Here is a 23,941-nt window from a genome sequence, read left to right as displayed (position 1 = left end):
TGTGTTACTCGCCGACGCGCAGCACGAGGAAATCCCCCGCGTGCGTCGTGAAGCGTTCGCAGATGCAATCGACGAGTTGTGCCGCGCTATCGCCCGCTTCGCCTTGAACACCTGACGATGCATGCATCGCCACGGGGTCGCCCGCGCGCAGCCGCACACGATGCGAGCCCGGCCACAGTGCGTTCGAAAGGCGGCGAATATCCTCGGGTTCGACATCGTCGAAGCGAGGGCCCGGTGCGATCTCCGCCGGTGGCGGCGCAACGGCAAGAACGCTTGCCCCAGCCTCGCGCGTGCTGCCAGCGTCGGTACCGTGGGTCCACGCAGGCATGCGCTCGAGTGCCTGAATCAGCACAAACGACTTTCTGTGTTGCGACAGATGGCGCAGCAGCCTGTGCGTTTCATCGACGGCGCGGCGCGCGAGCATGCGGTCGTTGTCGTGACGCAGCAGCATCTCGTAGCGCGACTGCGCGACCGACGCGATCAGCTCCGCGCGAAATTGCGCGCGCCTCAACCTTTCAACGATTGTAATAAAAACGAGCGCGACAAGCGGAAAGGATACGACAAACAGCACATCGGAGCGGTCGATGAAGCCAAGCACGGCGTAAGGCGGCACGAACAGATAGTCGGCGATGCACAGGCCGGCCAGCATCACGGTCAGCGCCGGCGCGAGGCCGAAGTAGTACTCGATCAGCACGGCTGCAATGCTGAATGCAGTGCCCGGCATCACGGGACCGAGCAGCGGGTGCAGGAGAAGGCGCACACCACTCGCGATACAGAGCGCGGCAATCGCGGCAAGCCATCGCCGTGCCCCGCGAGGCGCCCAGCGGCGGGCGTTTTGAACTTGCATGAAATATTGTTTTGCCGGACTACCGGACACTCTTCGACGTGTGGCCGACATGGCCAAATAGGCAGACAAGCTAAAAATGCCTTGAACGGTCCGAAAGATATCACATGTAATCCACCGTAATACTCGAACCCCTCCGATTTCAACGTTTATGCGACGGTAGAATTTGCCTTCTATGCGCGCTAACGTTTGCGCTATAGGGGAGCAATTGAAAGCAAAATGACAGGAAGTGAGAGTGCTTATTTCTGTTCGCGCCGTGGTCCCACTTCGCGTTGAGCATTTGGCTGAAGATTTTCCGCGGACAAAGGAAAGGAAAAGAAAGAGATAGGGAGCCGTCAATGCCCGTGCTTTTTGTCATACTTCAATATTCGATCGCGTCGCGCCGTCGGTGCTGACAAGCACCGCAGCGCGACTAATAGAGCAGATTCACATCGCCGCTTCTGTCTTTTCTTATCCACCGTCAATTAATACAATTCAAACGGTAATTCTTATCCGCGCAATGCGCGGACTCGATTTCACATTCGAATCACATCCATTACCGTCTTCTTCTTGTCCTTGAACTGATAAATCGTAATGGCCGCGTCCTTCAGATCGCCGTGCATATCGAATGCGATTTTACCGATCACGCCGTCATACTGCGTAACGGGCATCGCAGCCAGAACTTTGGCCCGCTCGGTCGAATTGGCGCGCTTCATGGCGTCGTAAATGACGTAGACGGCATCGTACGCAAATGGCGCGTACGCATCGATGGGCACCTTGTAGCGCGCGGTGTAACGACGATCGAACTCCTGCCCCTTGGGCATCTTCGAGAGCGCGAGTCCCGCTTCGGAGCACACAAGGTTGCCGATCGCATCGCCCGCAAGGCTCACCATCTTGTCCGTACACGCGCCGTCGCCGCCGAGCACGCTCGCCGTCATGCCGAGATTCGCCGCCTGCTTCACCAGCGGTCCCGCCGTCGCATCGGAGCCGCCATACATGATGGCGTCGGGACGCAGCCCCTTGATCTTGGTCAGGATCGCGCGGAAGTCGGTGGCCTTGTCGTTGGTCGCTTCGCGCGCGACGATCGTACCGCCGTTCGCCTTCGCCGCTTTCACGAACTCGTCGGCAAGCCCCTGTCCATACGCTGTCGAATCGTCGATCACGGCAATCCGTTTTGCGTGCAGCGAGTTGAGCGCGTAACGCGCGAGTGCCGGTCCCTGCAAGGCATCCGTCGCCACGACGCGGAACGTCGTCTTGTAACCCTGTTGCGTGTAAGCAGGATTCGTCGAGCCTTGCGAAATCTGCACGACTTGCGCTTCGCTATAGATGCGCGACGCGGGAATCGACACGCCCGAGTTGATATCGCCGACCACGGCCACCACGCCTTCGTCGACCAGTTTCTGCGCGACCTGGGTTCCCGTGCGCGGGTCGGCGGCATCGTCCTGTGAGTCGAGTTGCAGACGTACCGGCTTGCCGCCGATCACAGGGTGCTGACTGTTGATCTCGTCGACGGCGAGGCGCGCAGCGTTTTCGCTGTCCTTGCCCATATTCGCGAGTTGCCCGGTGAGGGGCGCCGCGTGGCCGATCAGCACGACAGCGGGAGTGGCATCGGCGGCATGCGCGGATGTCTGAAGAGCCGCCAGCGCAACGACACCAGCTAATGAGCGAAAAGTTTGATTCACGGACTGCCTCACTTTGGTCATGAATGCGGTAAAGGTCTGAATAAGCGCGCCGACGTTTTCATCGCGCCTGAAATCCAGTATTCGTTCGCCGTAATTGCGCGTCCAACGAGAAATTCTTTTTGCTGCCGATAAACAAACGTTATGCGGTCACGACTGCCTCGCTATGCGTGAGTAACGCTTCAACGCTGCGCGCTATCGCGAGAATCGCTGCATCGGCGAGCGCGGGCCCGCAGATCGACAGGCCGACGGGCAATTCGCCTTCGCGATGGCAAGGCAGCGTCAGCGCGCAGCCGTCCATGAAGTTCACGACAGCGGGATTGCGCAGCACCTTCGCATTCGTCGACGAGAACGCCTCGTCGTCGCTTTCGACGCTCGCAATGGCAGGCGGAACGATGGCGACAGTCGGCATCAGCCACGCATCGAATCTCGCAAGGCGCGCCCGCGTGTCGCGCACGACGCGCTCGCGTGCGGCAAGCAGATCGATATAGTCGGCGGCGCTGCGCCCTTCTCCCGCGCGCAGGCGCTTGAGCACGCGCGGGTCGTACCCATCGGCATCGCGCGCGACGTGCTCGCGATGCCACGCCCACGCCTGCGCCGCCGTGATGCCGGCAAGCGGATAGCGGCCCGCGACCTCATGCAGTTCGGGAAACGCAAAGCGCTCCACCGAAGCCCCCGCGCGCCGCAACATGCCGATCGCACGATTGAACGCGGTGCTGACGGTCTCGTCGAGATCGTCAGCCACGTAGTCTGACGTGACGCCCAGCCGAAGTCCTGCGAGTGCGCGCGGCGCTGTGTCGAGCGCCTGGCCGGAGACAATGCCGTCGATCAGCGCGCAGCAGTCGACGCTGCGCGCAATCGGCCCGATCGAATCGAATGACGTCGACAGCGGCATGGTGCCGTCGAGCGGCACGCGTCGCGCGGTCGGCTTGAAACCGACCAGTCCGCAGAACGCGGCGGGAATGCGGACCGAGCCGCCCGTGTCGGTGCCGAGCGCGGCGGCGACATGACCGAGCGCGACGGACACCGCCGCGCCTGAACTGGAGCCGCCCGCAAGACGCTCCGCATGAGCCGGATTCAGCGGCGTTCCGTAGTGCGGATTCAGCCCGAGCCCGGAGAATGCGAACTCGCTCATATTGGTGCGGCCCACGAACACCGCGCCCGCCTCGCGCAAACGCGCCACGGCGGCAGCGTCGCGCACGGCCGGCGTCGCGTCGCGCAGTATCCGCGAGCCCGCTGTCGTCACCTGTCCTTTGATGTCGAACAGGTCCTTCACGGAAACCGGCACGCCGGCCAGTGCGGAAGGCACGTAGCCGCGCTCGCGAAACGCGTCGCTGCTGGCGGCTGCTTCGCGCGCCGCCACCCGGTCGATATGCGTGTAGGTCGATCCGCCTCGTGCGAGGTCGGCGTCGATGCCCGCAAGGCTCGCGTCGAGCAGTTCGCCTGCCGAGCGCTTTCTGGCCGCAAGCGCCTTGCCGGATTCACGAATGGTGCGCATCGCCATCACTCCGTATGCGCAAGCGCATCGACGCTATAGCGATGCCGCAAGCTGCGTCCAAGCACAGGATCGTGCAACTCCAGTTCGTACGCACCGGCGGGCATCAGCGCGCCGAGCACGGGCTGCGTGCCGCAGAACAACACGGTCTCGGGAATCATCGAGGTCGAACCGAACGCGCGCCAGATCAGCGGCTCGGGATGCATCAGGCGCGCAAGCGTGCCTTCCTGATAACGGATACGCTCGCCGCTCGCATCGATGCGCCAGCTGCGCGCAATCAGCGCGTCCCAATGCGCGGCCACGTCCGCATAGCGCCACAGTGTTCTGCCGAGCGGCTTCGCGCACATCTGCTTCGACACGGCAACGTCATAGCCTTCGACCTTGCGGTCGGTATGATCCGAACCGATGCCGACCAGCAAGCCATCCTCTTGCGTCTGGATCAGCACGACTTCCACTTCGCCCGACGAATGCTCGCCGATCACTTCGATGCTGTCCGCCGTCGTCAGCAAGGCGGGCGCGACTTCGTAGAAGCATGGCACGCTCGACGGCCTGCGCACGCCGATCGCTTCCAGCTCGCGAATATGATGCTCGACCTCGGCAGGGTCGCGCCCCGCCCAGCCCGCAATCACGAGACGGCTCGCGCTCACTTCGATGTGCAGTCCGCCTTCGATTTCGCATGACACTTTCTTCATCGCAACGTCCTCTGGTTTGACAGTGTGTTTGCCCTTTCATCAATGGGCATGTGCTGCGAAGTTTTGGCGCGTGCGCCGAGCGTGTCCAACAAATTAAAGTTGTCGCCCGGTTGAAATTTTTCTTGTCACCCAAGGCGGGACGCGGCGCTACACTGAGCCATTCGTGCTTGCCTCGTCAGGGTTGTGAATGAATCTGCGATTTCTCGAAACCTTTGTCTGGCTGGCGCGGCTGCGCAGCTTCCGGCTGACGGCCGAGCGGCTGCACGCGACCCAGGCAGCCATTTCGAGCCGCATTTCCGCGCTCGAACAGGAACTCGGCGTACGGCTCTTCGAGCGCGGTTCGAAGGAAGCGACGCTCACGCAGGACGGCAGCAAAGCGCTGCCGTTCGCCGAACAGATGCTGAAGCTGAATCAGGCGATGCTCGCGAGCGTCGGCGATCGCTCGAAGGTGTCGGGCCTGCTGCGGCTCGGCGCGATCGAGTCGATCGTGCATACGTGGCTGCCCGATCTGCTCAAGCGCATCCGCGACGAGTATCCGAACCTCGTGATCGAGCTGACCAGCGACACATCCGCGAACCTCTCCGCTCAACTGGCGAATGGCCATATCGATGTTTCGTTTCAAACGACGAGCGTCGCCGGGGCAGACATGACGAACGTTCCGCTCGGCAGTCTTCCGATGCGCTGGATGGCAAGCCCTGCGCTCAATCTGTCCGCGCAGGCGCTCACTGAAACCGAACTGGCCGCGTATCCCGTGATCAGCTTCGCGCGTCATTCGCCGCCGCATGAGTTTCTGACGGGGCTGTTCGCGGCTAGCGGGGACGTGCAGGTGCAGATCAATTGTCTTTCGTCTGTGGCGGCGATCATCCGGCTGGTTGTCGACGGATTCGGCATTGCCGTGCTGCCGCCCGCGTTCGTGATGCGCGAACTCGAAGCAGGTGAGCTGCAACTGCTGCAAGTCACGCACCGCGTGCCCGCATTGCCGCTGGTCGCCGCGTATCGGCGCACGCCCGACAGCCTGCTTGCCGAGTCGATCACACGGCTCGCGCTGAACGTCGTGCTCGATTTCAGCCTGAAGCATGGACCGGAGTTCGCGCTGTTCCCGCCATCGGACGACGCCATCTCGCATGCCTGACCGATCCATTCATCAACACGAGTACGCCGACATGCTGACCGCTCTTTCCATTCCGATCGAACCGCTCGAAGCGGACCGCTGTGAACCGTACGGCTGGATGCTAGGCAAGCCCGTACGCACGGACGGCGACGCGCCCGCGTTCGTCAGCCCGGCGTCGGATTTCTGGCGTGAGCATCTGTTCGATACGGGCACGCCGGGCGAAACCGAAATACTCTGGGTCGTGTACCGCAATCGCAGCGCAGAGATCTCAGCACTCGAACTGCATCGACTGACGCAGCAGGCTATCGTGCCGTTGACGGCGCCCGTCGTGCATATCGTCGCGACCTCGCTCGAAGACGGCGAGCCGGACCTGAACTCGCTGCGCGCATTCGAGATTCCCGTCGGCAAGGGTCTTTGCATGCGGCCTAATGTCTGGCACGCAACGCGTGTCGCGAACACAGAGTCCACCTGTCTGATGCTCACGCGCTCTTCGACGACCTACGATCTCGTCGTCCATCTGAAGACGGGCGCACCTGCATGCGAAAGCGTCATCAGGACGATCGACACGCGCACGCTCGAATTCAGCGCGGCCTGAATGTGTTCGCGTGCAATCGCACGCATCACGCCTCCAGAAAGTTTTGCGTAATGTCTGTTTGCTTGCGATACATCGCGACACGGTGCACGATAAGTCGAGTCAACAGGACGCATGCGCCGCATCGCCTTCCGCACTGATCCACTTCGCATAAGCGTTCAGGTCCGCATGTTGCTACGCGATAGAGGTTGAGCGTCGCACGCGCAACGCGCCGTGAAGCACGAACAGGAGGCTGACAGCATGAACAACGAGAGCAAAGCGAACGCGTCTAAAGACCCGTTGAGACACACGTCGCCACCTGTCATCGCATGGCTGACTGTTCTCTTCGCCGTGCTGTCGGGCCTGTATCTGCTGATAGGTGGCATCTGGCTCGTCACGATAGGCGGCTCACCTTATTACATCGTTGCCGGCATCGTTCTGCTCGCCGTCGCGTGGCTGATCCATCGCGGCAACGGGCTCGCGTTGTCGCTCTATGCGCTCTTGCTGATCGGCACGCTCATATGGGCCGTCTTCGAAGCGGGCTTCGATTTCTGGGCGCTCGCGCCCCGCACCGATATCCTCGTTTTGTTCGGCATCTGGCTGCTGTTGCCGTTCGTCTTCCGTTTGTTTGACGCGTCCGCGCGGCACGGCGGCGCCGTTGCGCTCGTGGTGTGCCTCGTTCTCACAGGCGTCGCGCTCGCGTATGCGGCATTCAACGACCCGCAGGAGATCAACGGCAAGGTCGCGGAAAACGCGGCCGTGTCGCCGACGCAATCCGACTCGAACCCCGGCGACTGGACGGCATACGGCCGCACGCAAGCAGGCACCCGCTATTCGCCGCTCACGCAGATCAACCAGGAGAACGCTAAAGATCTGCAAGTCGCGTGGACCTTCCAGACAGGCGACAAGAAAGGCCCCAACGACCCCGTTGAAATCACCGACGAAGTCACGCCTCTGAAGGTCGGCGACATGCTTTATCTTTGCTCGCCGCATCAGATCCTGTTCGCGCTGGACGCCGCAACAGGCAAGGAAAAATGGCGCTTCGATCCGGGCCTGAAAACCGACCCGAGCTTCCAGCACGTGACCTGCCGCGGCGTGTCGTATCACGAGACGGCGGCGGCCGCCGCCGCGAAGGACGAAGCCGCGCGAAGCGCGTTGCCCGCGTGCACGCGCCGCGTGATACTGCCCGTCAACAACGGCCATCTGTTCGAAGTCGATGCCGCAACGGGACAGCGGTGTGCCGGCTTCGGCAGCAACGGCGACCTCGACTTGCAGCATCTGCAACCGGTGACGACGGCGGGACAGTACGAGCCAACGTCGCCGCCTGTCGTCACCGACAAGATCATCGTCATGGCGGGAGCGGTGACGGACAACTATTCGACCCGCGAGCCGTCCGGCGTGATACGCGGCTTCGACGTCGAAACGGGCAAGCTCGTGTGGGTGTTCGATTCAGGCTCGGCCACACCGAACGCGATTCCCGACGACCAGCACACGTTCACGTTCAATTCTCCCAACTCGTGGGCACCCGCCGCCTACGACGCGAAACTCGACCTCGTCTATCTGCCGATGGGCGTGAAGACGCCCGACATCTGGGGCGGCGATCGCACGGCGCTGTATGAGCGTTACGCGAGCGGGGTGCTGGCGCTGAATGCTTCGACGGGCAAGCTCGCGTGGTTCTATCAGACGGTGCATCACGATCTGTGGGACATGGACCTGCCCGCGCAGCCAACCATCGCCGACATCACCGACCGCAACGGCAACGTCGTGCCCGCGATCTACGCGCCCGCGAAGACGGGCAACATCTTCGTGCTGGATCGCCGCACGGGCACGCCGATCGTGCCCGCGCCCGAGCAGCCCGTGCCGCAAGGCGCGGCCGAAGGCGATCATGTGTCGCCGACGCAGCCGTACTCGCAACTGACCTTCCGGCCCGCGAAGAACCTGACGGGCGCCGACATGTGGGGCGCAACGATGTTCGACCAGCTCGCGTGCCGCGTGCTCTTTCACCGGCTGCGCTACGAAGGTCCATTCACGCCGCCGTCCGAAAACGGCACGCTGGTTTTTCCGGGCAATCTCGGCATGTTCGAATGGGGCGGTCTTGCCGTCGATACCGACCGGCAACTGGCAATCGCCAACCCGATCGCGCTGCCGTTCGTATCGACGCTCGTCGCGCGCGGGCCGAACAACCCGATTCAGCCGCCCGAGAACGGCCAGGGCGGCACGGGCACGGAATCGGGTATCCAGCCGCAATATGGCGTGCCGTTTGGCGTGAAGCTGAATCCATTTCTGTCGCCGGTCGGCTTGCCCTGCAAGCAGCCAGCATGGGGTTACGTGGCCGCGCTCGATCTGAAGACGAACCAGGTGGTATGGAAAAAGCGCATCGGCACGGTTCGCGATAGCGCGCCCATTCCGCTGCCCTTCAAGATGGGCATGCCGATGCTGGGCGGTCCGATGACGACGGCAGGTCACGTGTTCTTCATCGGCGCGACAGCCGATAACTATCTGCGCGCCTACAGCACCGACACGGGCGAAGAGCTATGGCGCGCGCGGCTTCCCGCTGGCGGCCAGGCCACGCCGATGACCTATGAAGCGAACGGCAAACAGTACGTGGTGATCGCCGCGGGCGGGCATGGGTCGTTCGGCACGAAGCTCGGCGATTACGTGATCGCGTATGCACTGCCAAACAAGTGATGCACGCTCACGGCTTCGTGAGGTACCGCTGCGCCAGCGCTTCATAAAGCGGTGGCGCAAACAGCTTCGACACCTGGCTGGAAATGAGCGCAGTCGCCATCAGCGACAGCACCAGCGCGTGTCCGTTGATCATCTCGATCACGATCACGAACGCGGTAATAGGACTCTGCGTGACGGCCGCGAGATAGCCGACCATGCCGAGCGCGATCAGCATCGGCAGTTGCATTTGCCCGAACACCAGATGCAGCGCGTTGCCGATGCCCGCGCCGATCGCCAGCGAAGGGGCAAACAACCCGCCCGGCGCGCCAGGTAGATACGATCCGACCATCGACGCCATCTTCAGCAGCGGATAACTCGCGCCAAGCTGCGAATTGCCTTCGAGCATGCCACGCGCTTCGGCATAGCCGCTGCCGAACGTGTGACCGCCCGCAGCGACACCTATCACCGCAATGAAGAGGCCGCACGCCGCGCCGAATGCTATCGGATGTTCCTTTCTCCACGCCACGAGCCGCGCCGGCATCCAGCGGTCGGTGTTCAGCAGCAGCCAGCAGAACGCGCCGCCCGCCACGCCCGTCACGACGCCCAGCATCACGACGGCAACCACGAGCAGATCGGGAAAATGCCCGTCGATGTCGATCGTGCCGAAGTACGTGTAGTTGCCCTGCAAGCCCAGCGAGACGACGCCCGCGAAGATGATCGCCGTAATCAGGACGCCGCTGGTTCGCGTTTCGAAGCTGCGCGTCAGTTCTTCGATGGCGAAGACGACGCCCGCAAGCGGCGCATTGAATGCCGCGGACAGCCCCGCAGCCGCGCCCGCCAGCGCGAGTTTTCGCTCCAGGCCCACGCCGCGCAAATTGCGCAAGCGGGCCGGATAGAAGCGCCGCAGGCTGAACATCAGCGCAGCGCCAACGTGGATGGTCGGCCCTTCGCGTCCAATGGTGAATCCGCCGAGAATCGACAGAAACGACACACCGATCTTGCCGACCAGAATGCGCAGGTTCAGCAGACGCGGGCCGAGGTCGCGCCCTTCGTGCAGCGTCGCGATGACTTGCGGAATACCGCTGCCTTCAGCGCCCGGGAAGAAGCGCCGCGTGATCCAGACACCGAGCGCCCCGACTGCGGGTGTGAGCACGAGCGGCAGCCACCAGAACTTCGTCGTATAGCGCAGAAACGTGTCGTAGCCGAAATCGATCAGCCGCGCATACATGACGGCGACAAGGCCGGTCGCGACCGCGCCGAGCCAGAACACGCCGTAATGCAGCCAAAGCCGCCTGCCGCGCAGCAACGCGCGTCGGTCGAGAAGTACGGGAATGCGCATCGGGCGTCAGTGTGTCTAAAGCAAGATAAGGCACATTGTGACATAAATGCACAATCCTCCGTTTCGACATGTACAACCCGCGCGTAACAGCTTATTCACCCGTGCCGTCGAACACCCAGCCAAACGAGCCGTAGTGCGCCTTGTGCTCCGCCGCGAGCTTGAGCAGGCAGCGCTCGCCCTTCGGCGTCAGGTGCACCTGCACCTGGCGGCGATCTTCGGCGTCAGGCTTGCGCGTCACGAGACCGGCCGATTCGCAGCGCGACACGAGCGCCGCCGTGCCGTTCGGCGCGGCCTGCAGACGCTCCGCCAGTTCGCCGACAGTGGCCCAGTTCCGCCCCTCGAAACCGCGCACATGCAGCAGCAATTGATATTGCAGCGTCGTGATGCCCGCCGCGCTGGCGATCTCTTCCGACACGCGCAAGAACTTGCGCAGCTCGTAACGGAATACCGACATCGATTCCAGATCCTGTTTGCCCGGAAGGTCGCGTTTGGACTGCCTGCTTGAACTCATCTGAAGTCCTGGTGAAGGATGAAGACACGGTGATGTTCGCGGGATCATACACACGATCGAATCGCCCGCCGTCACATGGACTTTGCCTTTCATCTGTCTTTTGAGTATCTATACTTTGCATGGGCGAAGTCGGCGAAACGCAAGCATCGACGGGACGCTCTTTTCGTCATATCAATTCTGCCTTCTTCAGGGAGGTGGCACGTGCAATACGACGAACAGAAAGTGCAGGACTTCATGGAGCGCATGGTTGGAGAGTTCGGCGCGATCGCGTCGGCGCCGCTGATCGCGCTGGGCGACCGGCTCGGCCTGTACAAGGCGATGACCGAACAGGGCTGGATGACCTCGGAACAGGTCGCCGACCGCGCCGGCCTCGCCGAGCGATACGTGCGCGAATGGCTTGCGGCGCAGGCAGCATCAGGCTTCATTCGCTACGATGCCGATACCGCCCGCTACCAGCTCGAAAACGAAATGGCGATGTGCTTTGCCGAAGAAGGCAGCCCGACGTTCATTCCGGGTTTCGCCGATTGCGCCGAAGCGATGTTCCGCAGCCTGCCGAAGCTCGAAGGCGCATTTCGCACAGGGCTGGGCGTCGGATGGCATCAGCATCATCCATCGCTGTTCAAGGGCACCGAGCGGTTCTTTCGTCCGGGCTATGCGGCGCATCTGGTCGACGAGTGGATTCCCGCTTTGAACGGTGTCGAAGCTGTGCTCAAGGGACGCGGCGCGAAAGTCGCGGATGTCGGCTGCGGCCACGGCATATCGACGATGCTGATGGCGCAAGCCTATCCGGACGCAACCTTCGTCGGCTTCGACTATCACGAACCGTCCGTGCAGCGAGCACGCGAACTCGCGGATGAATCGGGTCTCAGCGAACGCGTCACGTTCGAAATCGCGAGCGCGCAGCAATACCCGGGAAGCGACTACGATCTCGTCGCATTCTTCGATTGCCTGCACGACATGGGCGACCCGACGGGCGCGGCGGCCCATGTATTGCAATCGCTGAAGCCCGAGGGCACGTGGATGATCGTCGAACCCTTTGCGAACGACCGGCTCGAAGACAATCTCAACCCTATCGGGCGCGTGTTCTATTCGGCATCGACGATGATCTGCACGGGCGCGTCGTTGTCGCAGGAAGGTAGAAAAGCGCTCGGCGCGCAGGCGGGCGAAGCGCGGCTCAGGGAAGTCGTAACGGCGGGCGGCTTCACGCGCTTCAGGCGCGCGACGCAGACGCCGTTCAATCTGGTTTTTCAGGCGCAGGCCTGAACGGCCCATACGAAATAAGCCGGGCGCGCACGCACGCCCGGCTTGTCTGGCTGGCGCCGGCTTACTGCGACATCGCGCCCGATGCGGGATGATTCATTCCCATCGCGTCGTGCTTCTTCATCTTGTTGCTCTTCTTCATCGAATCGTGCGACATGTTGTCCTTTTTCATCGTGTCGTGCGACATGCTGTCTTTGCTCATCGCGTCGTTTGCCATCGCGCCGCTTGCCTGCGCGAATGCAGCCGTCGTGCCTAACGCCATCGCTGCTGCGAATACTGCCGTCATCAGTCGTTTCATTGCTCATCTCCTTCGTGGGTTAAAAGTGGTATCCGGCATGACCGGAACCGGAAAAAAGCAGAACTGCGCTCAGGAACCGCCGAACCAGTTGTAGCCCTGATCGACCCAATAGCCGCCGGGATAGGTGTTGGTCACGAAGATCTCGACGATATGCTTCGGGTTCTTGTAGCCGAGCTTGGTCGGCATCCGCAGCTTCATCGGATAGCCGTATTTCGCAGGCAAACGCTGGCCGTCATATTCGAACGTGAGCAAGGTCTGCGGATGCAGGGCCGTCGGCATGTCGATGCTCTCGTAGTAGTCGTCCGCGCAGCGGAAGCCGACATACTTCGCGCTCGTATCCGCGCCGACGCGGCGCAAAAACTCCGCGAATGGCGTGCCGCCCCAGCGTCCGATTGCGCTCCACCCTTCCACGCAGATATGCCGCGTGATCTGCTCCGCGTGCGGCAGCGCGTACAACTCGGGCAGCGTCCACACGCGTTGCCCCGTCACGAGACCGCTCACCTTCAGCCGATAATCGCTGCCGTTCACTTCGGGCACGTCGTCGATGCCATAGAACGCGTTGAACGGAAAGGGCCGCGTGAGTTGCGCTTCGGTGTAGGTGGGCGCGAGCTGCTTCGGATCGAACAGGAACGCCTGCGCACGATCGTTCAGCCGTGAGACCGCAGTCAGAAATGCGTTGACCGATTTGTCGTCGGTGATCGAGCAGCCTGTGAGCAGCGACAGGCCGCCCAAGGTCAACAGGCGCTTGCCGAACAGACGGCGCGAAGGCATATCCAGTTCGCGGCGCGCATCCGCGAGAATCGCTGCGCGGTCGAGCTTGATGATGGGTTTGTCGTCGGTCTTCATGTCGTGTCCTCGTGCGGAAATCAGCGGCCGCGCAGCATGGTCAGGAGCGAGCGCGGCACGAGCGCGACCATCGCGACATGCACGACGACGAACGCCGCCATCACGGCCATCGCGCAGAAGTGAACGATGCGCGCGTTGTCGTAGCCGCCCATCAGCTCGCGCAACAGCGGAAACTGGACCGACTTCCAGATCGCAAGCCCCGACAGCACGAGCACCACGAGATCGACGATCACCACGAGATACGCGAGCTTCTGCACCGCGTTGTACTGGCGCAAATCCGTGTGAGAGAGCTTGCCGCTCAATGCGGCGATGAAGTCGCGCAGCACGGCGCGCGGCGAGATTGGGAAGAACTTGGAGACGAAGCGCCCGCTCGCGATGTTCAGCGCGAGATACACGATGCCGTTGAACACCAGCAGCCACATCGCCGCGAAGTGCCATTGCAGCGCGCCGCCAAGCCAGCCGCCGAGGGTAATCGACGGCGGAATCACGATTTGTTGAAACACCGGCGACGCGTCATAAATGCGCCAGCCGGAGAACATCATCACGAGTGCGGCGACAGCATTGAGCCAATGCGTGATGCGCAGCCAGATCGGATGAATCGGTGCATTGCGCGGTGCGGTTTCGCGCGCCGGAGTGAGGGTCGCTTTCATCGTGTCCATGTCGATCACCATGACGGTCTGTTACTCGTCAATTCGCTAGCGACACGGGATTGGTTACAGCCTCGCGCTCTTTTGCGATCAATTCACCCGGTTCGCAAAAACCTTTTCACACGGTGTAACCGGAAGCGGAAAAAGGGCGAATTAACCCGGTAAAGGAGGCGGGTGACGACGATGGACGACGACCGCGTTATAGTGGCGCATCACGGCTTCGGCTATGCCGAAACGCTCGATCTGAAGCTCAGCGCCCCGCTCGCTGCGGCAGCGAGCCACGCGCACGGCCCGTCGTCCCGCCGTTCTGCCAATGAGGGAGTCAAGTTGCAAGAAGCGGAAAGCCGCCTGAAAGCATTGTTCGTCCGCGGTCTCGACGGCGATGCCGACGCCTATCGCAGCTTTCTGCAGGCACTTACGCGGCACTTGCGCGGCTTTCTGCGCAGGCGCATTCCGAACTATCGCGACGACGTCGAAGACCTCGTCCAGGAGATTTTGCTCGCGGTGCACAATGCGCGTCACACCTATCGTCCGGACGAACCGCTGACCGCCTGGCTGCACGCGATCGCCCGCTACAAGCTGATGGATTTCTTCCGCTCGCGCGCACGCCGCGAGTCCCTGAACGATCCGCTCGACGACTACGCCGAACTGCTCGCCGACACCGACGACGAACCCGCTCAGGCGCGTCACGACATCGGCAAGCTGCTCGAACATCTGCCCGACAAGCAGCGGCTGCCCATCGTTCACATGAAGCTCGAAGGCCTGTCGGTGACGGAGACGGCGCGCATCACGGGCCTGTCGGAATCGGCCGTGAAGGTCGGCGTGCACAGGGGTCTCAAGGCGCTGTCAGCGCTCATTCGGGGGCTGCGATGAAGACCGACGATCTCATTGGCCTCCTGTCGAACCAGGTGCCGCGTATCGAGCGCGGCGCCGTTGCGCGCCGATTCACCAAGGCGCTGCTGCTCGGCGCGCTGGGCTCGCTGATCCTGATGAGCGTGGTGTTCGGCGTGCGGCACGATCTGGGCAGCATCGCGCGCACCACGATCTTCTGGGCGAAGATGGCGTATCCGCTCGCCATCGCGGTGGGCGCGATGCTCGCCGTGATGCGGCTCGGCCGACCGGGCGCGCGTGCGGGCTATTCATGGGCGATCATCGCGTTGCCGTTTGTCGCGGTGTGGATCGCGAGCATGATGGTGCTCGACAGCGCGGCGCCCGGCACGCGCTTGCCGATCGTGCTCGGTCATACGTGGCGCACGTGCCCGTTCAACATCGTGCTGCTGTCGGTGCCGACGTTCCCTGCCGTGTTCTGGGCCGTCAAGTCCCTTGCGCCGACGCAGTTGCGGCTCGCGGGCGCCGTCGCCGGGCTGCTTGCGAGTTCCACTGCGACCATCGTGTATTGCCTGCATTGCCCGGAGATGAGCCCAGCGTTCTGGAGCGTGTGGTACGCGATCGGAATGTTGCTGCCCGCGGGCATCGGCGCGTGGCTGGGGCCGAAGCTGTTGCGCTGGTAGGGAAGGCGCGGGGCTCAGGCTTCGTGGCCTTCTCCTTCGGCGACGGCAGGCCCGACATAGTGTGCGCGTGGACGCAACAGGCTGCCGCCCGTCATCTGTTCGATGGAGTGCGCGGCCCAGCCTACGCTTCTCGCGATCGCGAACAGCGCGAAGGCCGCGTCTCTTTGCAGCTCGCCATGCTCGACGAGCGCGGCAAGCGCGATATCGATAGTGGGCTGCTTGCCCGTCAAGCTGTCCACGCAAGCGATCAGCTCGCTCGTCGTTTGCGACGGCGCCAACATCGACAGCAAACAGGCCGCTCGCGGGTCGCCTTGCGGGTAAAGCTCATGTCCAAAACCGGGTAACGACTTGCCATCGGCGAGTCGGCGCCGCACGGTCTGCCCGGCTCCCGACTGACGCGCATCGTCGATCAACGCATGCACGCGTGCAATCGCGTCGCCGTGCAGCGGCCCGGAGAACGCAGCGAGTCCCGCCAGCATGCACGCGCCAAGCGACGCCCCCGTCGACGCAGCAACACGCGCAGCAAACGCCGAGCTGGTCAGTTCCTGATCCGCGAGCAGCACGAGCGTGCGACGCAACAATTCCGCGTGCCGCTCAGCCCGCCATGCACGCGCGATGCGTAAATGCAGCGGCCCCTCGTCCGAATCAAGCCCGACAAACGCACTCGCGAGATGGCCGACCAGGCGGGCCGCGTCCTCATGCAAGCGCTCGACGTCCGGCGCATGAACCGACCCGCCCTCAGCCGCCGCCATGCTCATCGCGGCAAAGACACGCGCTCTGGTGGAACCTTCCACCCTGACCGGTTGGGAAGCCGGAAAGCGGGGCCGTTCGGCCGAATCCCACAACAGTTGCGCAGTTTCCTCCAGCGTCGCGGTCGCGGCCATCTGGATTGCGTCCTTGCCGCGGTAATACAGCCTGCCACGAACGATGGTCGAGATATGCGTATTGATGATGGGCTCGCCCCACGCCATGGTGCTCGCCGCGATGTTCTTGCGCGCGCGCCCAAGGTCGCGCTTTTTCATCAGCATCGAAATATCCGACGCACGATACAGCTTGCGGCTGATGTGATCCGGGTCCCAGCGCACCTCGATCTGACCGCGGCTGACATAGGCGTAGAGCGTCTGCTTGCGCACGCCGAGCGCCGCGCACGCCTCCTCCTGTGTCATCCAGTTCTTCACGTTGATTGACTCAATCAAGATTGACGGTCATAGGTGCCGCCGGTTTAATGCAAAACATAAACACACCAAGAAGATCCGCACGACGCGCACCAAGGAGGAGATATCGATGGCTTCACAGCGAACGACCCAGTATATATCGACGGCATCGGAGCGCATGACGCGCACGCGCTACTCGATCCTCGCAACGATCCTGCTGCTGGCGACGGTCGCCTATGCAGACCGCGCGATCCTATCGATTGCAGGGCCCGGCATCGCGAAGGAATTCGGCCTGAATTACGTGCAGTTGGGCTATGTGCTGTCGGCATTCAGCTGGGCGTATGTGGTAGGTCAGATTCCAGGCGGCCTGCTGCTCGACCGGTTCGGCACCAAGAAGATGTATGGCGCGACGCTCATTCTGTGGTCGATTGCGACCATGCTGGTCGGCTTCATCGGCAATGTCACGTCGGATGTCTCCGTTGCACTTGCGCTGCTGTTTGCGCTGCGCTTCGCGCTCGGCCTGATCGAGGCACCGAGCTTCCCGGCAAACGGCCGCGTCGCGGTCATGTGGTTCCCGAAGGAAGAGCGCGGGCTCGCGACATCGCTGTTCGCTTCCGCTTCCTACTTCGCGGTGGCAATCTTCTCGCCTTTCGCGGGCTGGCTCACGGGGAAGTTCGGCTGGCCGTCGCCGTTCATCGCGCTCGGACTCATCGGCATTGCAGCGGCTGGCCTGTGGGCCGTCGTCATGCACGAGCCGCGCAACCATCCGCGCGTATCGTCGAGCGAACTCGATCACATCATTGCAGGCGGCGCGATGATCGACATCGACTCGAAACACGAACTGCAGGCGCGCCCTGCCGTGTCGTGGGCGCTCGTACGGACGCTGCTAGGCAACCGGATGCTGTGGTGCTCGTATATCGGCCAGTACTGCACCATCGCGCTGAGCTATTTCTTCATCACGTGGTTCCCGATCTATCTCGTGCAGGCGCGCGGCATGAACGTCATGGAAGCGGGCTTCGCAACGATGATTCCCGCCGTGTCCGGCTTTCTCGGCGGCATTGCGGGCGGCGCGATCTCCGACATGCTCATCCGTCACGGCTGGAGCGTTTCGTGGGCGCGCAAGACGCCGTATATCGTCGGCATGCTGGTAGGCTGCTGCCTCGTGCTGTCCGCCTTCACCGAGAGCAATCTCCTGATCGTGCTGCTGATGACGCTCGCGTTCTTCGGCAAAGGCACTGCTGCGGGCGCGGGCACGTGGGCCATCGTCAGCGACACGGCGCCGCGTGAAGCGGTTGGCCTTGCGGGCGCGATCTTCAATTGCGTGGGCAACATCGGCGGCATCGTCACGCCGATCGCGTTCGGCTACATCGTGCAGGCAACGGGCGGCTATACGGTCGGGCTCTACTTCGTCGCTGCGCACTGCCTCGTCGCGGCTGTCGTCTACCTGCTGTTCATGGGCAATATCAAGCGCGTACAGATGCGCACGCCCGGCACTTAATGGAAATCAAGCTATGCAACAACCGGACACGCTGAAGCCAACCATACTCAACGCCGCGGAATTGCCCGAGTGGACCAACGCGGAACTCAGGGCGCTATTCAATGTGCTCGATCTGCCGAAAGATCCCGACGCCGCCGCCGCGTTTCTGGCAAAGCATGGCCATGAAGTGCGCGGCATTGCGTTGCGCAAGACGAAGATCGATGCAGCATTTCTCGACGCCGTGCCTGCTGTCGAGATCATTTCGAGCTACAGCGCAGGTCTCGACAATCTGGACGTGCAGGCAACCAGGTCGCGCGGCATCACAATCGAAAACACGTCGCACATTCTGGCCGAAGACGTCGCGAATGCGGCTGTCGGTCTTGCGCTTGCCGTCACCCGCGACTTCATCAACGCGGATGCCTTCGTCCGTACAGGAACGTGGCCTGAGCATGGACAATATCCGCTTGGACGTTCGATCTCGCGCATGAAGGTCGGGATCGTCGGACTCGGGACGATTGGGTCCGCAATCGCGCAGCGTCTGCAGGCATTCGGCTCAAGCCTCGCGTATTTCGGTCCGAGCCGGAAGCCGGTCGATATTCCGTACTACGACGACGTCGTCCGCCTCGCGCGCGATTGCGACATGCTGATTCTGACCTGCCCGCTTTCTCCTTCCACGCATCATCTCGTCAATGCAGCTGTGCTCGATGCGCTTGGACCTCGCGGGTATCTCGTGAACATCTCGCGCGGGCCTGTGGTCGACGAGGCGGCGCTGATTGCAGCGCTCGCGCAAGACGGCATTGCGGGCGCGGCCCTCGATGTTTTCGAGCACGAACCCGTCGTTCCCGAAGCGCTGATACGCGATCGCAGAGTCGTGTTGACGCCGCATATCGGCTCGGCGACGGGCGAAACGCGGCGGAGCATGGCGGAGAACGTCGTCGATACGCTTGCCAGGCATTTCGGGCTACCTGGCCCGCGCGGCAGGCACGACAACCGGGTCGATGCCGCCGTCGAAAGTATCGGATGAAACTGCCGACGTCGTGCCGGGATCAGGCATCGCGAATGCTCAATGCCAAGGCGCTATTGATCCCGGGAGAACGACATGGCTGAATATGATGGCAAACGCAGCACCGACGAACGGATTCGCGAACGTGCGTATCAACTTTGGGAGCGGGACGACGATCCCAAGAAACATGCCGACGAGTACTGGGATACGGCACGCCGGCAGATCGAAGCCGAGGGCGCGGACGATGCGCCCATCGAGCCGCCGATCGAGCAATCCGACAAGCGACAACTGGAAAGCGAAGACCCGCAGGAAGGCGATGCGGCAGGCAAGCCGCGCGCGAAGCGGACGAGGTGACTAACGCGAAGTGAAATCGTCACTGACTGAAGGGGCACTCGCGTATCTCTTCACGCATGAACGTGGCCGCGCTCATTCCGTTTCGCTGTCGTCGGTATCGGAATTCGAACTGGTTTCGTGTCGCATCGCCGCGCTGGCAAGCGTGCTCGCCGGCGCGGGCGCTGCCTCCTTCCGTTCACTATAGCGATCGGTCAGATAGTCCGAACGATCCCGGACAAGCAACGTGAATTTGAACAGCTCTTCCATCACGTCGACCACGCGGTCATAGTAGGCGGAGGGCTTCATCCGGCCGTCGGAATCGAACTCCTGATAAGCCTTCGCAACCGACGACTGGTTAGGGATCGTCACCATCCGCATCCAGCGGCCGAGCACGCGCAGCGCATTCACCGCATTGAACGATTGCGAGCCGCCACACACCTGCATGACAGCGAGCGTGCGGCCTTGCGTCGGCCGTATTCCCGCGCTTTCGAGCGGCAGCCAGTCGATCTGGTTCTTGAACACGGCCGTCAGATTGCCGTGACGCTCTGGGCTGCACCATACCTGCCCCTCGGACCACTCCGACAGTTTGCGCAGTTCGACGACTTTCGGATGATCTGCCGGACACTATCGGCGAGCGGCAGGCCGTGAGGATCGAATATGCGTGTATCCGCGCCGAAATGTCGGAGGATGCGCTCGGCTTCGAGCGTAAGCAGCCGGCTGTACGACGTGGCCCGCAGCGATCCATAAAGCAGCAGGATGCGCGGCGGATGCGTCGATGCAGTCGCGGGTGTCAACTTCTCAAGCTGCGGCGTTTCGAGATGTGAAGCGCTGATGTTCGGCAGATCGCTCAGCATGGTCAATTTCTCCGAAGGCTGGGCGCGGCTTGCCGATGCCCCGATTCATACCAGGCCTGCGAACGGTTCACGATGCCAACAACCAGCAACATCACCGGCACCTCGATCAATACGCCGACCACGGTCGCGAGCGCGGCGCCCGAGTGAAAACCAAACAGGCTGATTGCCGTCGCGACTGCGAGTTCGAAGAAGTTGCTCGCGCCGATAAGACTGGAAGGTCCAGCCACGCAATGTGCGACGCCAAGCCGGCGATTGAGCAGATAGGCGAGCCCCGAGTTCAGAAACACCTGAACGAGGATCGGCACGGCGAGCATCGCGATCACCAGCGGCTGCGCGACGATCGCCTGCCCTTGAAACGCGAACAGCAGGACCAGAGTCGCAAGCAATGCGCAGATCGACCAGGGTCCAAGACGGGCAACTACGCTGCGAAAATGCGCTTCGCCGCGCGCGAATAGATGGCGCCGCAACAGTTGCGCGAGGATGACGGGAATGACGATATACAGACAAACGGACGTGATCAGCGTATCCCACGGCACCGTAATGGCAGACAAGCCGAGCAGCAACGCGACGAGGGGAGCGAACGCCACGATCATGATCGAGTCGTTCAGCGCGACCTGCGACAACGTGAAATACGGATCGCCCTTGCACAGTTGCGACCACACGAACACCATCGCCGTGCAGGGCGCGGCGGCCAGCAGGATCAGACCCGCGACATAGCTGTCGAGCTGCTCGACGGGCAGCCACGGCCGGAAGACGTGGCGGATGAACAGCCAGCCGAGTAGCGCCATCGAGAAAGGCTTGACGAGCCAGTTGACCGCAAGCGTCACGCCAATACCGCGCCATTGGCTGCCGACCTGCTTCATCGCCGCGAAGTCGATCTTGACGAGCATCGGGATGATCATGACCCAGATCAGCACGCCGACGGGCACGTTGACGTGCGCCACTTCCATACGGCCGATCGCCTGAAACACGCGCGGAAGTATCTGCCCGAACACCACACCGGCAACGATGCACAGCGCAACCCACAGCGTCAGATAGCGCTCGAAAAAGCCGATCGCCGGGCGCACGGCTGCGCGAGCCTCAGTGCTGCTCATTGGTTTCTTCTGCCGGACGTTCGCCGATCGCGCGCATTTCGCGCTGGATCGCGTTGTGATCGAGAACGTGCAAAGGCAGGTTCGCGAATTGACTCACGCGGTTCATGATCTGTCGATAGACCTTGTCGAAGACCTTGCGCTTCTCGTCGTCGGTTCCCTGGAAGGCGGCGGGATCTTCAAATCCCCAATGCGCCGTCACGGGCTTGCCAGGCCAGATCGGACAGACCTCGCCAGCGGCCTGATCGCATACGGTGATGACGAAGTCCATCTGCGGCGCGTCGGGTGTGGCGAACTCGTCCCAGCTCTTGCTGCGCATCTGTGCCGTGTCATAGCCCAGCGCGTTGCATCGCTCGATCGCAAACGGATTGACCGCGCCGGATGGATGGCTGCCCGCGCTGTATGCGCGAAAACGCCCTTTGCCAAGCACGTTGAATAGTGCTTCAGCCATGATGCTGCGCGCGCTGTTGCCCGTGCAGAGGATCAGCACGGAATAAGGTTTGTCGCTCACTGGCGGCTCCGGAATGAAATCGTGGTGTCGGATGGAATGCAGCAGGCAGCCGTGGATTCATTCACGGGTAACGCCTCGATATGGGACTGCCCGTAGACGGGGGCGGATTCAAGTGTCCGAAAGGTCTCCCACGCGACGCCTTGCGGATCGACGGTCCACGCCTTGTCGGACTTCGCATAGCAACACGTGGTGCCGCTCTGCTGCTGAACCGGGAGTGCCGCCGCAGCGAAGCGCGCGTTCATCTCGGCAAGCTCTTCATCGGTTTCGACCTGGATTCCGATGTGGTCGACACCCGGCTTCGCGCCGCGTTGCGAGATCGCGAAGTTCACGGGCGGATCGGTCAACTCCCACTTGCAATAGTCGCTCTTCGTAACCGTCGGCTCGACGTTGCCAAACATCGCGCTGTAGAAGCGGATGCTGTCCGCAAGGTTCTCGACCGCGACGTGGATGTGCATGCGTTTCATGGCTTGTCTCCGCAGCAGTTGGAAAGGTCGCTGGCGGCGCAGGGAACGCCGGCGCAACAGTTCTCAGTGAGGAAGCCGATCAACGTGGTCATCGCATCGAAGTTGGCGGTGTAGATGACGAAGCGCCCCTCTTGTCGCGAACTCACCAGCTCAGCGTGCGTGAGGTCTTTCAGGTGAAAAGACAGGCCGGAAGGCGAAATGCCCAACTGCTGCGCGATTTCACCCGCCGCCATGCCTTCAGGGCCGGCAATGACGAGCTGGCGAAAGATGGCGAGGCGGGATTCGTGAGCGAGCGCGCCGAGCGCGCGCACGGCATTGATCGTGTCCATGTCGACTACTTTACTCGCTCTATTTCTATATTTCAAGAAATGTTGAAATGATAGAGTTTCGAAGGGTCGACCAGTCTCAGGGTGACTGCGGTTTCACTGACGGATTCCGTTTCGCTGCAAAGCACGGGCACCACTTGAAAAAGTGATGCGATAGTCGATACAATTGCGCCCCCTTGCCCAGGTGGCGGAATTGGTAGACGCACTATCTTGAGGGGGTAGCGCTGAAAGGCGTGCGGGTTCGAGTCCCGCCCTGGGCACCACGTTCGAGTTGTCGCAACGCGTACTCTCGTTCGTCACTCCACGAAGGCAACACTAACGGGCGTCGGCATATCGACGGATTCTCCCGTGTCCGACACCATGCCTGTCGTGGGGTCGATGCTGAACACACTCGCTTTTCCGCTTCGCTGGGCGCCAGGTGAGACTCGGTGGGACTTTTGTGCACCGACACAAAACCGGTTTATCCTTGCACCCTCAGACCGCTGCACGAAGGCGCGGCCGCCACGGGAGCATTCATGACTATCGATCAATCCGTCGTCGCCGCCTTTACGCCGACCGGCAAGGTGCGCGCGTCGATCAATCTCGGCAACCCGATTCTCGCTAACAAGAACGCTGAAACGGGCGAGCCATTCGGCGTATCCGTCGATCTCGCGCGCGCGTTCGCCGCAAAGCTCGGTGTCGAACTGGAACTGGTCGTGTTCGACGCAGCGGGCAAATCGGTTCAGGCGGTCAGCGAGGAGCGCGCGGATTTTGGCTTCTTCGCCGTCGATCCGTTGCGCGGCGAAACGATTGCATTCACGGCGCCGTATGTGTTGATCGAAGGCTTCTATCTCGTGCGCGATGACTCGCCCGTGAAGACGAATGCCGATGTCGATCATGCGCACAACCGCGTCGCCGTCGGCAAGGGCAGCGCGTATGACCTGTTCCTGACGCGCGAATTGAAGGCCGCAGAGATCGTGCGCGCGCCGACTTCTCCGGCTGTCGTGCAGACGTTCCTCGAACAGAATCTCGAAGTCGCTGCGGGCGTGAAGCAGCAACTCGAAGCCGATGCGAAGAAGGCCAGCGGGCTTCGGCTGCTCGACGAACGGTTCATGGTGATCCAGCAGGCAATGGGTACGCCGAAGAGCCGTGGGCCAGCGGCGACAGCAGCGTTGCATGCGTTTGTCGAAGAGATGAAGGCTTCCGGGTTTGTCGCCGACGCGCTGGCGAGACACGGGATCGCGGGAGCGTCGGTCGCTCCGGAGGCGTAGTGGTTGCGCGCCCAGCGCGCGCTCCAGC

At 62.3% G+C, this 23,941-nt stretch carries 24 protein-coding genes, 1 tRNA gene and 1 pseudogene; 11 read left to right on the top strand and 15 right to left on the bottom strand.

What is annotated here, in order from left to right; translation table 11 throughout:
• Window positions 1-4 precede the first annotated feature (4 nt).
• The 4 genes from H1204_RS37325 to H1204_RS37310 all read right to left on the bottom strand — a co-directional run bounded on the left by H1204_RS37325 (window position 5) and on the right by H1204_RS37310 (window position 4,689).
• Window positions 5-847 (bottom strand): DUF4118 domain-containing protein, encoded by an 843-nt coding sequence (locus H1204_RS37325; RefSeq protein WP_180733710.1) that lies wholly within the window; start codon window positions 845-847, stop codon window positions 5-7.
• Window positions 848-1,359: 512 nt separating this feature from the next.
• Window positions 1,360-2,526 carry a branched-chain amino acid ABC transporter substrate-binding protein gene (locus H1204_RS37320; protein ID WP_180733709.1) on the bottom strand — a complete coding sequence of 389 codons (1,167 nt, stop codon included), beginning with the start codon at window positions 2,524-2,526 and terminating at the stop codon, window positions 1,360-1,362.
• A gap of 118 nt (window positions 2,527-2,644) precedes the next feature.
• A complete protein-coding gene (locus H1204_RS37315) occupies window positions 2,645-4,000 on the bottom strand; it encodes an amidase (RefSeq protein WP_180733708.1) in 1,356 nt (451 codons plus the stop codon).
• 5 nt (window positions 4,001-4,005) lie between these two features.
• Window positions 4,006-4,689: a DUF2848 domain-containing protein gene (locus H1204_RS37310; RefSeq protein WP_180733707.1), complete on the bottom strand. Its 684-nt coding sequence runs from the start codon at window positions 4,687-4,689 to the stop codon at window positions 4,006-4,008.
• A gap of 187 nt (window positions 4,690-4,876) precedes the next feature.
• Between H1204_RS37310 and H1204_RS37305 the strand changes: the two genes are divergently transcribed.
• The 3 genes from H1204_RS37305 (at window position 4,877) to H1204_RS37295 (ending at window position 9,059) form a co-directional block, all read left to right on the top strand.
• Entirely contained in the window at window positions 4,877-5,821 is a 945-nt protein-coding gene (locus H1204_RS37305; RefSeq protein ID WP_180733706.1) for a LysR family transcriptional regulator, read from the top strand.
• Between the two features lie 31 nt (window positions 5,822-5,852).
• On the top strand, window positions 5,853-6,395 hold the full coding sequence (locus tag H1204_RS37300) for an ureidoglycolate lyase (RefSeq protein WP_180733705.1): 543 nt from the start codon (window positions 5,853-5,855) through the stop codon (window positions 6,393-6,395).
• 237 nt (window positions 6,396-6,632) lie between these two features.
• The gene (locus H1204_RS37295; RefSeq protein ID WP_180733704.1) at window positions 6,633-9,059 is read left to right on the top strand and encodes a glucose/quinate/shikimate family membrane-bound PQQ-dependent dehydrogenase; all 2,427 of its coding nucleotides are present in this window, start codon (window positions 6,633-6,635) and stop codon (window positions 9,057-9,059) included.
• Between the two features lie 7 nt (window positions 9,060-9,066).
• Here H1204_RS37295 and H1204_RS37290 read toward each other — a convergent pair whose 3' ends face one another.
• Both H1204_RS37290 and H1204_RS37285 read right to left on the bottom strand, forming a co-directional pair.
• Window positions 9,067-10,377, bottom strand: a complete 1,311-nt coding sequence (locus H1204_RS37290; RefSeq protein ID WP_180733703.1) for a chloride channel protein — start codon at window positions 10,375-10,377, stop codon at window positions 9,067-9,069.
• A gap of 91 nt (window positions 10,378-10,468) precedes the next feature.
• Window positions 10,469-10,888, bottom strand: coding sequence for a MarR family winged helix-turn-helix transcriptional regulator (locus H1204_RS37285; protein WP_180733702.1), 420 nt, complete (start codon window positions 10,886-10,888; stop codon window positions 10,469-10,471).
• Between the two features lie 201 nt (window positions 10,889-11,089).
• Here H1204_RS37285 and H1204_RS37280 point away from each other — a divergent pair, with 201 nt between their 5' ends.
• A complete protein-coding gene (locus tag H1204_RS37280; RefSeq protein ID WP_180733701.1) occupies window positions 11,090-12,151 on the top strand; it encodes a class I SAM-dependent methyltransferase in 1,062 nt (353 codons plus the stop codon).
• A gap of 61 nt (window positions 12,152-12,212) precedes the next feature.
• Here H1204_RS37280 and H1204_RS37275 read toward each other — a convergent pair whose 3' ends face one another.
• The 3 genes from H1204_RS37275 to H1204_RS37265 all read right to left on the bottom strand — a co-directional run bounded on the left by H1204_RS37275 (window position 12,213) and on the right by H1204_RS37265 (window position 13,951).
• Window positions 12,213-12,446 carry a pentapeptide MXKDX repeat protein gene (locus H1204_RS37275; protein ID WP_180733700.1) on the bottom strand — a complete coding sequence of 78 codons (234 nt, stop codon included), beginning with the start codon at window positions 12,444-12,446 and terminating at the stop codon, window positions 12,213-12,215.
• A 69-nt stretch (window positions 12,447-12,515) separates the two neighbouring features.
• Window positions 12,516-13,292, bottom strand: a complete 777-nt coding sequence (locus tag H1204_RS37270) for a molybdopterin-dependent oxidoreductase (protein ID WP_180733699.1) — start codon at window positions 13,290-13,292, stop codon at window positions 12,516-12,518.
• A gap of 20 nt (window positions 13,293-13,312) precedes the next feature.
• On the bottom strand, window positions 13,313-13,951 hold the full coding sequence (locus tag H1204_RS37265; RefSeq protein ID WP_180733698.1) for a cytochrome b/b6 domain-containing protein: 639 nt from the start codon (window positions 13,949-13,951) through the stop codon (window positions 13,313-13,315).
• A gap of 315 nt (window positions 13,952-14,266) precedes the next feature.
• Between H1204_RS37265 and H1204_RS37260 the strand changes: the two genes are divergently transcribed.
• A complete protein-coding gene (locus H1204_RS37260) occupies window positions 14,267-14,812 on the top strand; it encodes a sigma-70 family RNA polymerase sigma factor (RefSeq protein ID WP_085954667.1) in 546 nt (181 codons plus the stop codon).
• Window positions 14,809-15,450 (top strand): DUF1109 domain-containing protein, encoded by a 642-nt coding sequence (locus H1204_RS37255; protein ID WP_180733697.1) that lies wholly within the window; start codon window positions 14,809-14,811, stop codon window positions 15,448-15,450. The genes H1204_RS37260 and H1204_RS37255 overlap by 4 nt, the downstream gene beginning before the upstream one ends.
• 14 nt (window positions 15,451-15,464) lie before the next feature.
• Here the strand turns inward: H1204_RS37255 and H1204_RS37250 are convergent, their stop codons facing one another.
• Window positions 15,465-16,616: a citrate/2-methylcitrate synthase gene (locus tag H1204_RS37250; RefSeq protein WP_180735168.1), complete on the bottom strand. Its 1,152-nt coding sequence runs from the start codon at window positions 16,614-16,616 to the stop codon at window positions 15,465-15,467.
• Between the two features lie 118 nt (window positions 16,617-16,734).
• Here H1204_RS37250 and H1204_RS37245 point away from each other — a divergent pair, with 118 nt between their 5' ends.
• From H1204_RS37245 to H1204_RS37235, 3 genes are all read left to right on the top strand, one after another.
• Window positions 16,735-18,102 (top strand): MFS transporter, encoded by a 1,368-nt coding sequence (locus H1204_RS37245; protein WP_180733696.1) that lies wholly within the window; start codon window positions 16,735-16,737, stop codon window positions 18,100-18,102.
• 13 nt (window positions 18,103-18,115) lie between these two features.
• Entirely contained in the window at window positions 18,116-19,105 is a 990-nt protein-coding gene (locus H1204_RS37240) for a 2-hydroxyacid dehydrogenase (RefSeq protein WP_180733695.1), read from the top strand.
• 75 nt (window positions 19,106-19,180) lie between these two features.
• Window positions 19,181-19,438: a DUF2934 domain-containing protein gene (locus H1204_RS37235; protein ID WP_180733694.1), complete on the top strand. Its 258-nt coding sequence runs from the start codon at window positions 19,181-19,183 to the stop codon at window positions 19,436-19,438.
• Between the two features lie 72 nt (window positions 19,439-19,510).
• Here the strand turns inward: H1204_RS37235 and arsH are convergent.
• The 5 genes and pseudogenes from arsH to H1204_RS37210 all read right to left on the bottom strand — a co-directional run bounded on the left by arsH (window position 19,511) and on the right by H1204_RS37210 (window position 22,666).
• Window positions 19,511-20,271: pseudogene (gene arsH, locus H1204_RS37230) on the bottom strand (arsenical resistance protein ArsH).
• 2 nt (window positions 20,272-20,273) lie between these two features.
• Window positions 20,274-21,365: an ACR3 family arsenite efflux transporter gene (gene arsB / locus H1204_RS37225; protein WP_180733693.1), complete on the bottom strand. Its 1,092-nt coding sequence runs from the start codon at window positions 21,363-21,365 to the stop codon at window positions 20,274-20,276.
• Window positions 21,352-21,873 carry an arsenate reductase ArsC gene (locus H1204_RS37220; RefSeq protein ID WP_180733692.1) on the bottom strand — a complete coding sequence of 174 codons (522 nt, stop codon included), beginning with the start codon at window positions 21,871-21,873 and terminating at the stop codon, window positions 21,352-21,354. The genes arsB and H1204_RS37220 overlap by 14 nt, the downstream gene beginning before the upstream one ends.
• The gene (locus tag H1204_RS37215) at window positions 21,870-22,337 is read right to left on the bottom strand and encodes an ArsI/CadI family heavy metal resistance metalloenzyme (protein ID WP_180733691.1); all 468 of its coding nucleotides are present in this window, start codon (window positions 22,335-22,337) and stop codon (window positions 21,870-21,872) included. Before H1204_RS37215 ends, H1204_RS37220 begins: the two co-directional genes overlap by 4 nt.
• On the bottom strand, window positions 22,334-22,666 hold the full coding sequence (locus H1204_RS37210) for a metalloregulator ArsR/SmtB family transcription factor (RefSeq protein WP_009771446.1): 333 nt from the start codon (window positions 22,664-22,666) through the stop codon (window positions 22,334-22,336). The genes H1204_RS37215 and H1204_RS37210 overlap by 4 nt, the downstream gene beginning before the upstream one ends.
• A 175-nt stretch (window positions 22,667-22,841) precedes the next feature.
• Between H1204_RS37210 and H1204_RS37205 the strand changes: the two genes are divergently transcribed.
• A tRNA-Leu gene (locus H1204_RS37205) sits at window positions 22,842-22,926 on the top strand.
• 252 nt (window positions 22,927-23,178) lie between these two features.
• Window positions 23,179-23,913: an ABC transporter substrate-binding protein gene (locus H1204_RS37200; RefSeq protein ID WP_180733690.1), complete on the top strand. Its 735-nt coding sequence runs from the start codon at window positions 23,179-23,181 to the stop codon at window positions 23,911-23,913.
• The last annotated feature ends 28 nt before the right edge of the window (window positions 23,914-23,941 follow it).

It is taken from the genome of Paraburkholderia sp. PGU19 (assembly GCF_013426915.1).
Classification (GTDB): domain Bacteria; phylum Pseudomonadota; class Gammaproteobacteria; order Burkholderiales; family Burkholderiaceae; genus Paraburkholderia.
Note: the sequence above shows the minus strand (reverse complement) of the source record. Positions and strands in the feature narration are given on the sequence as shown.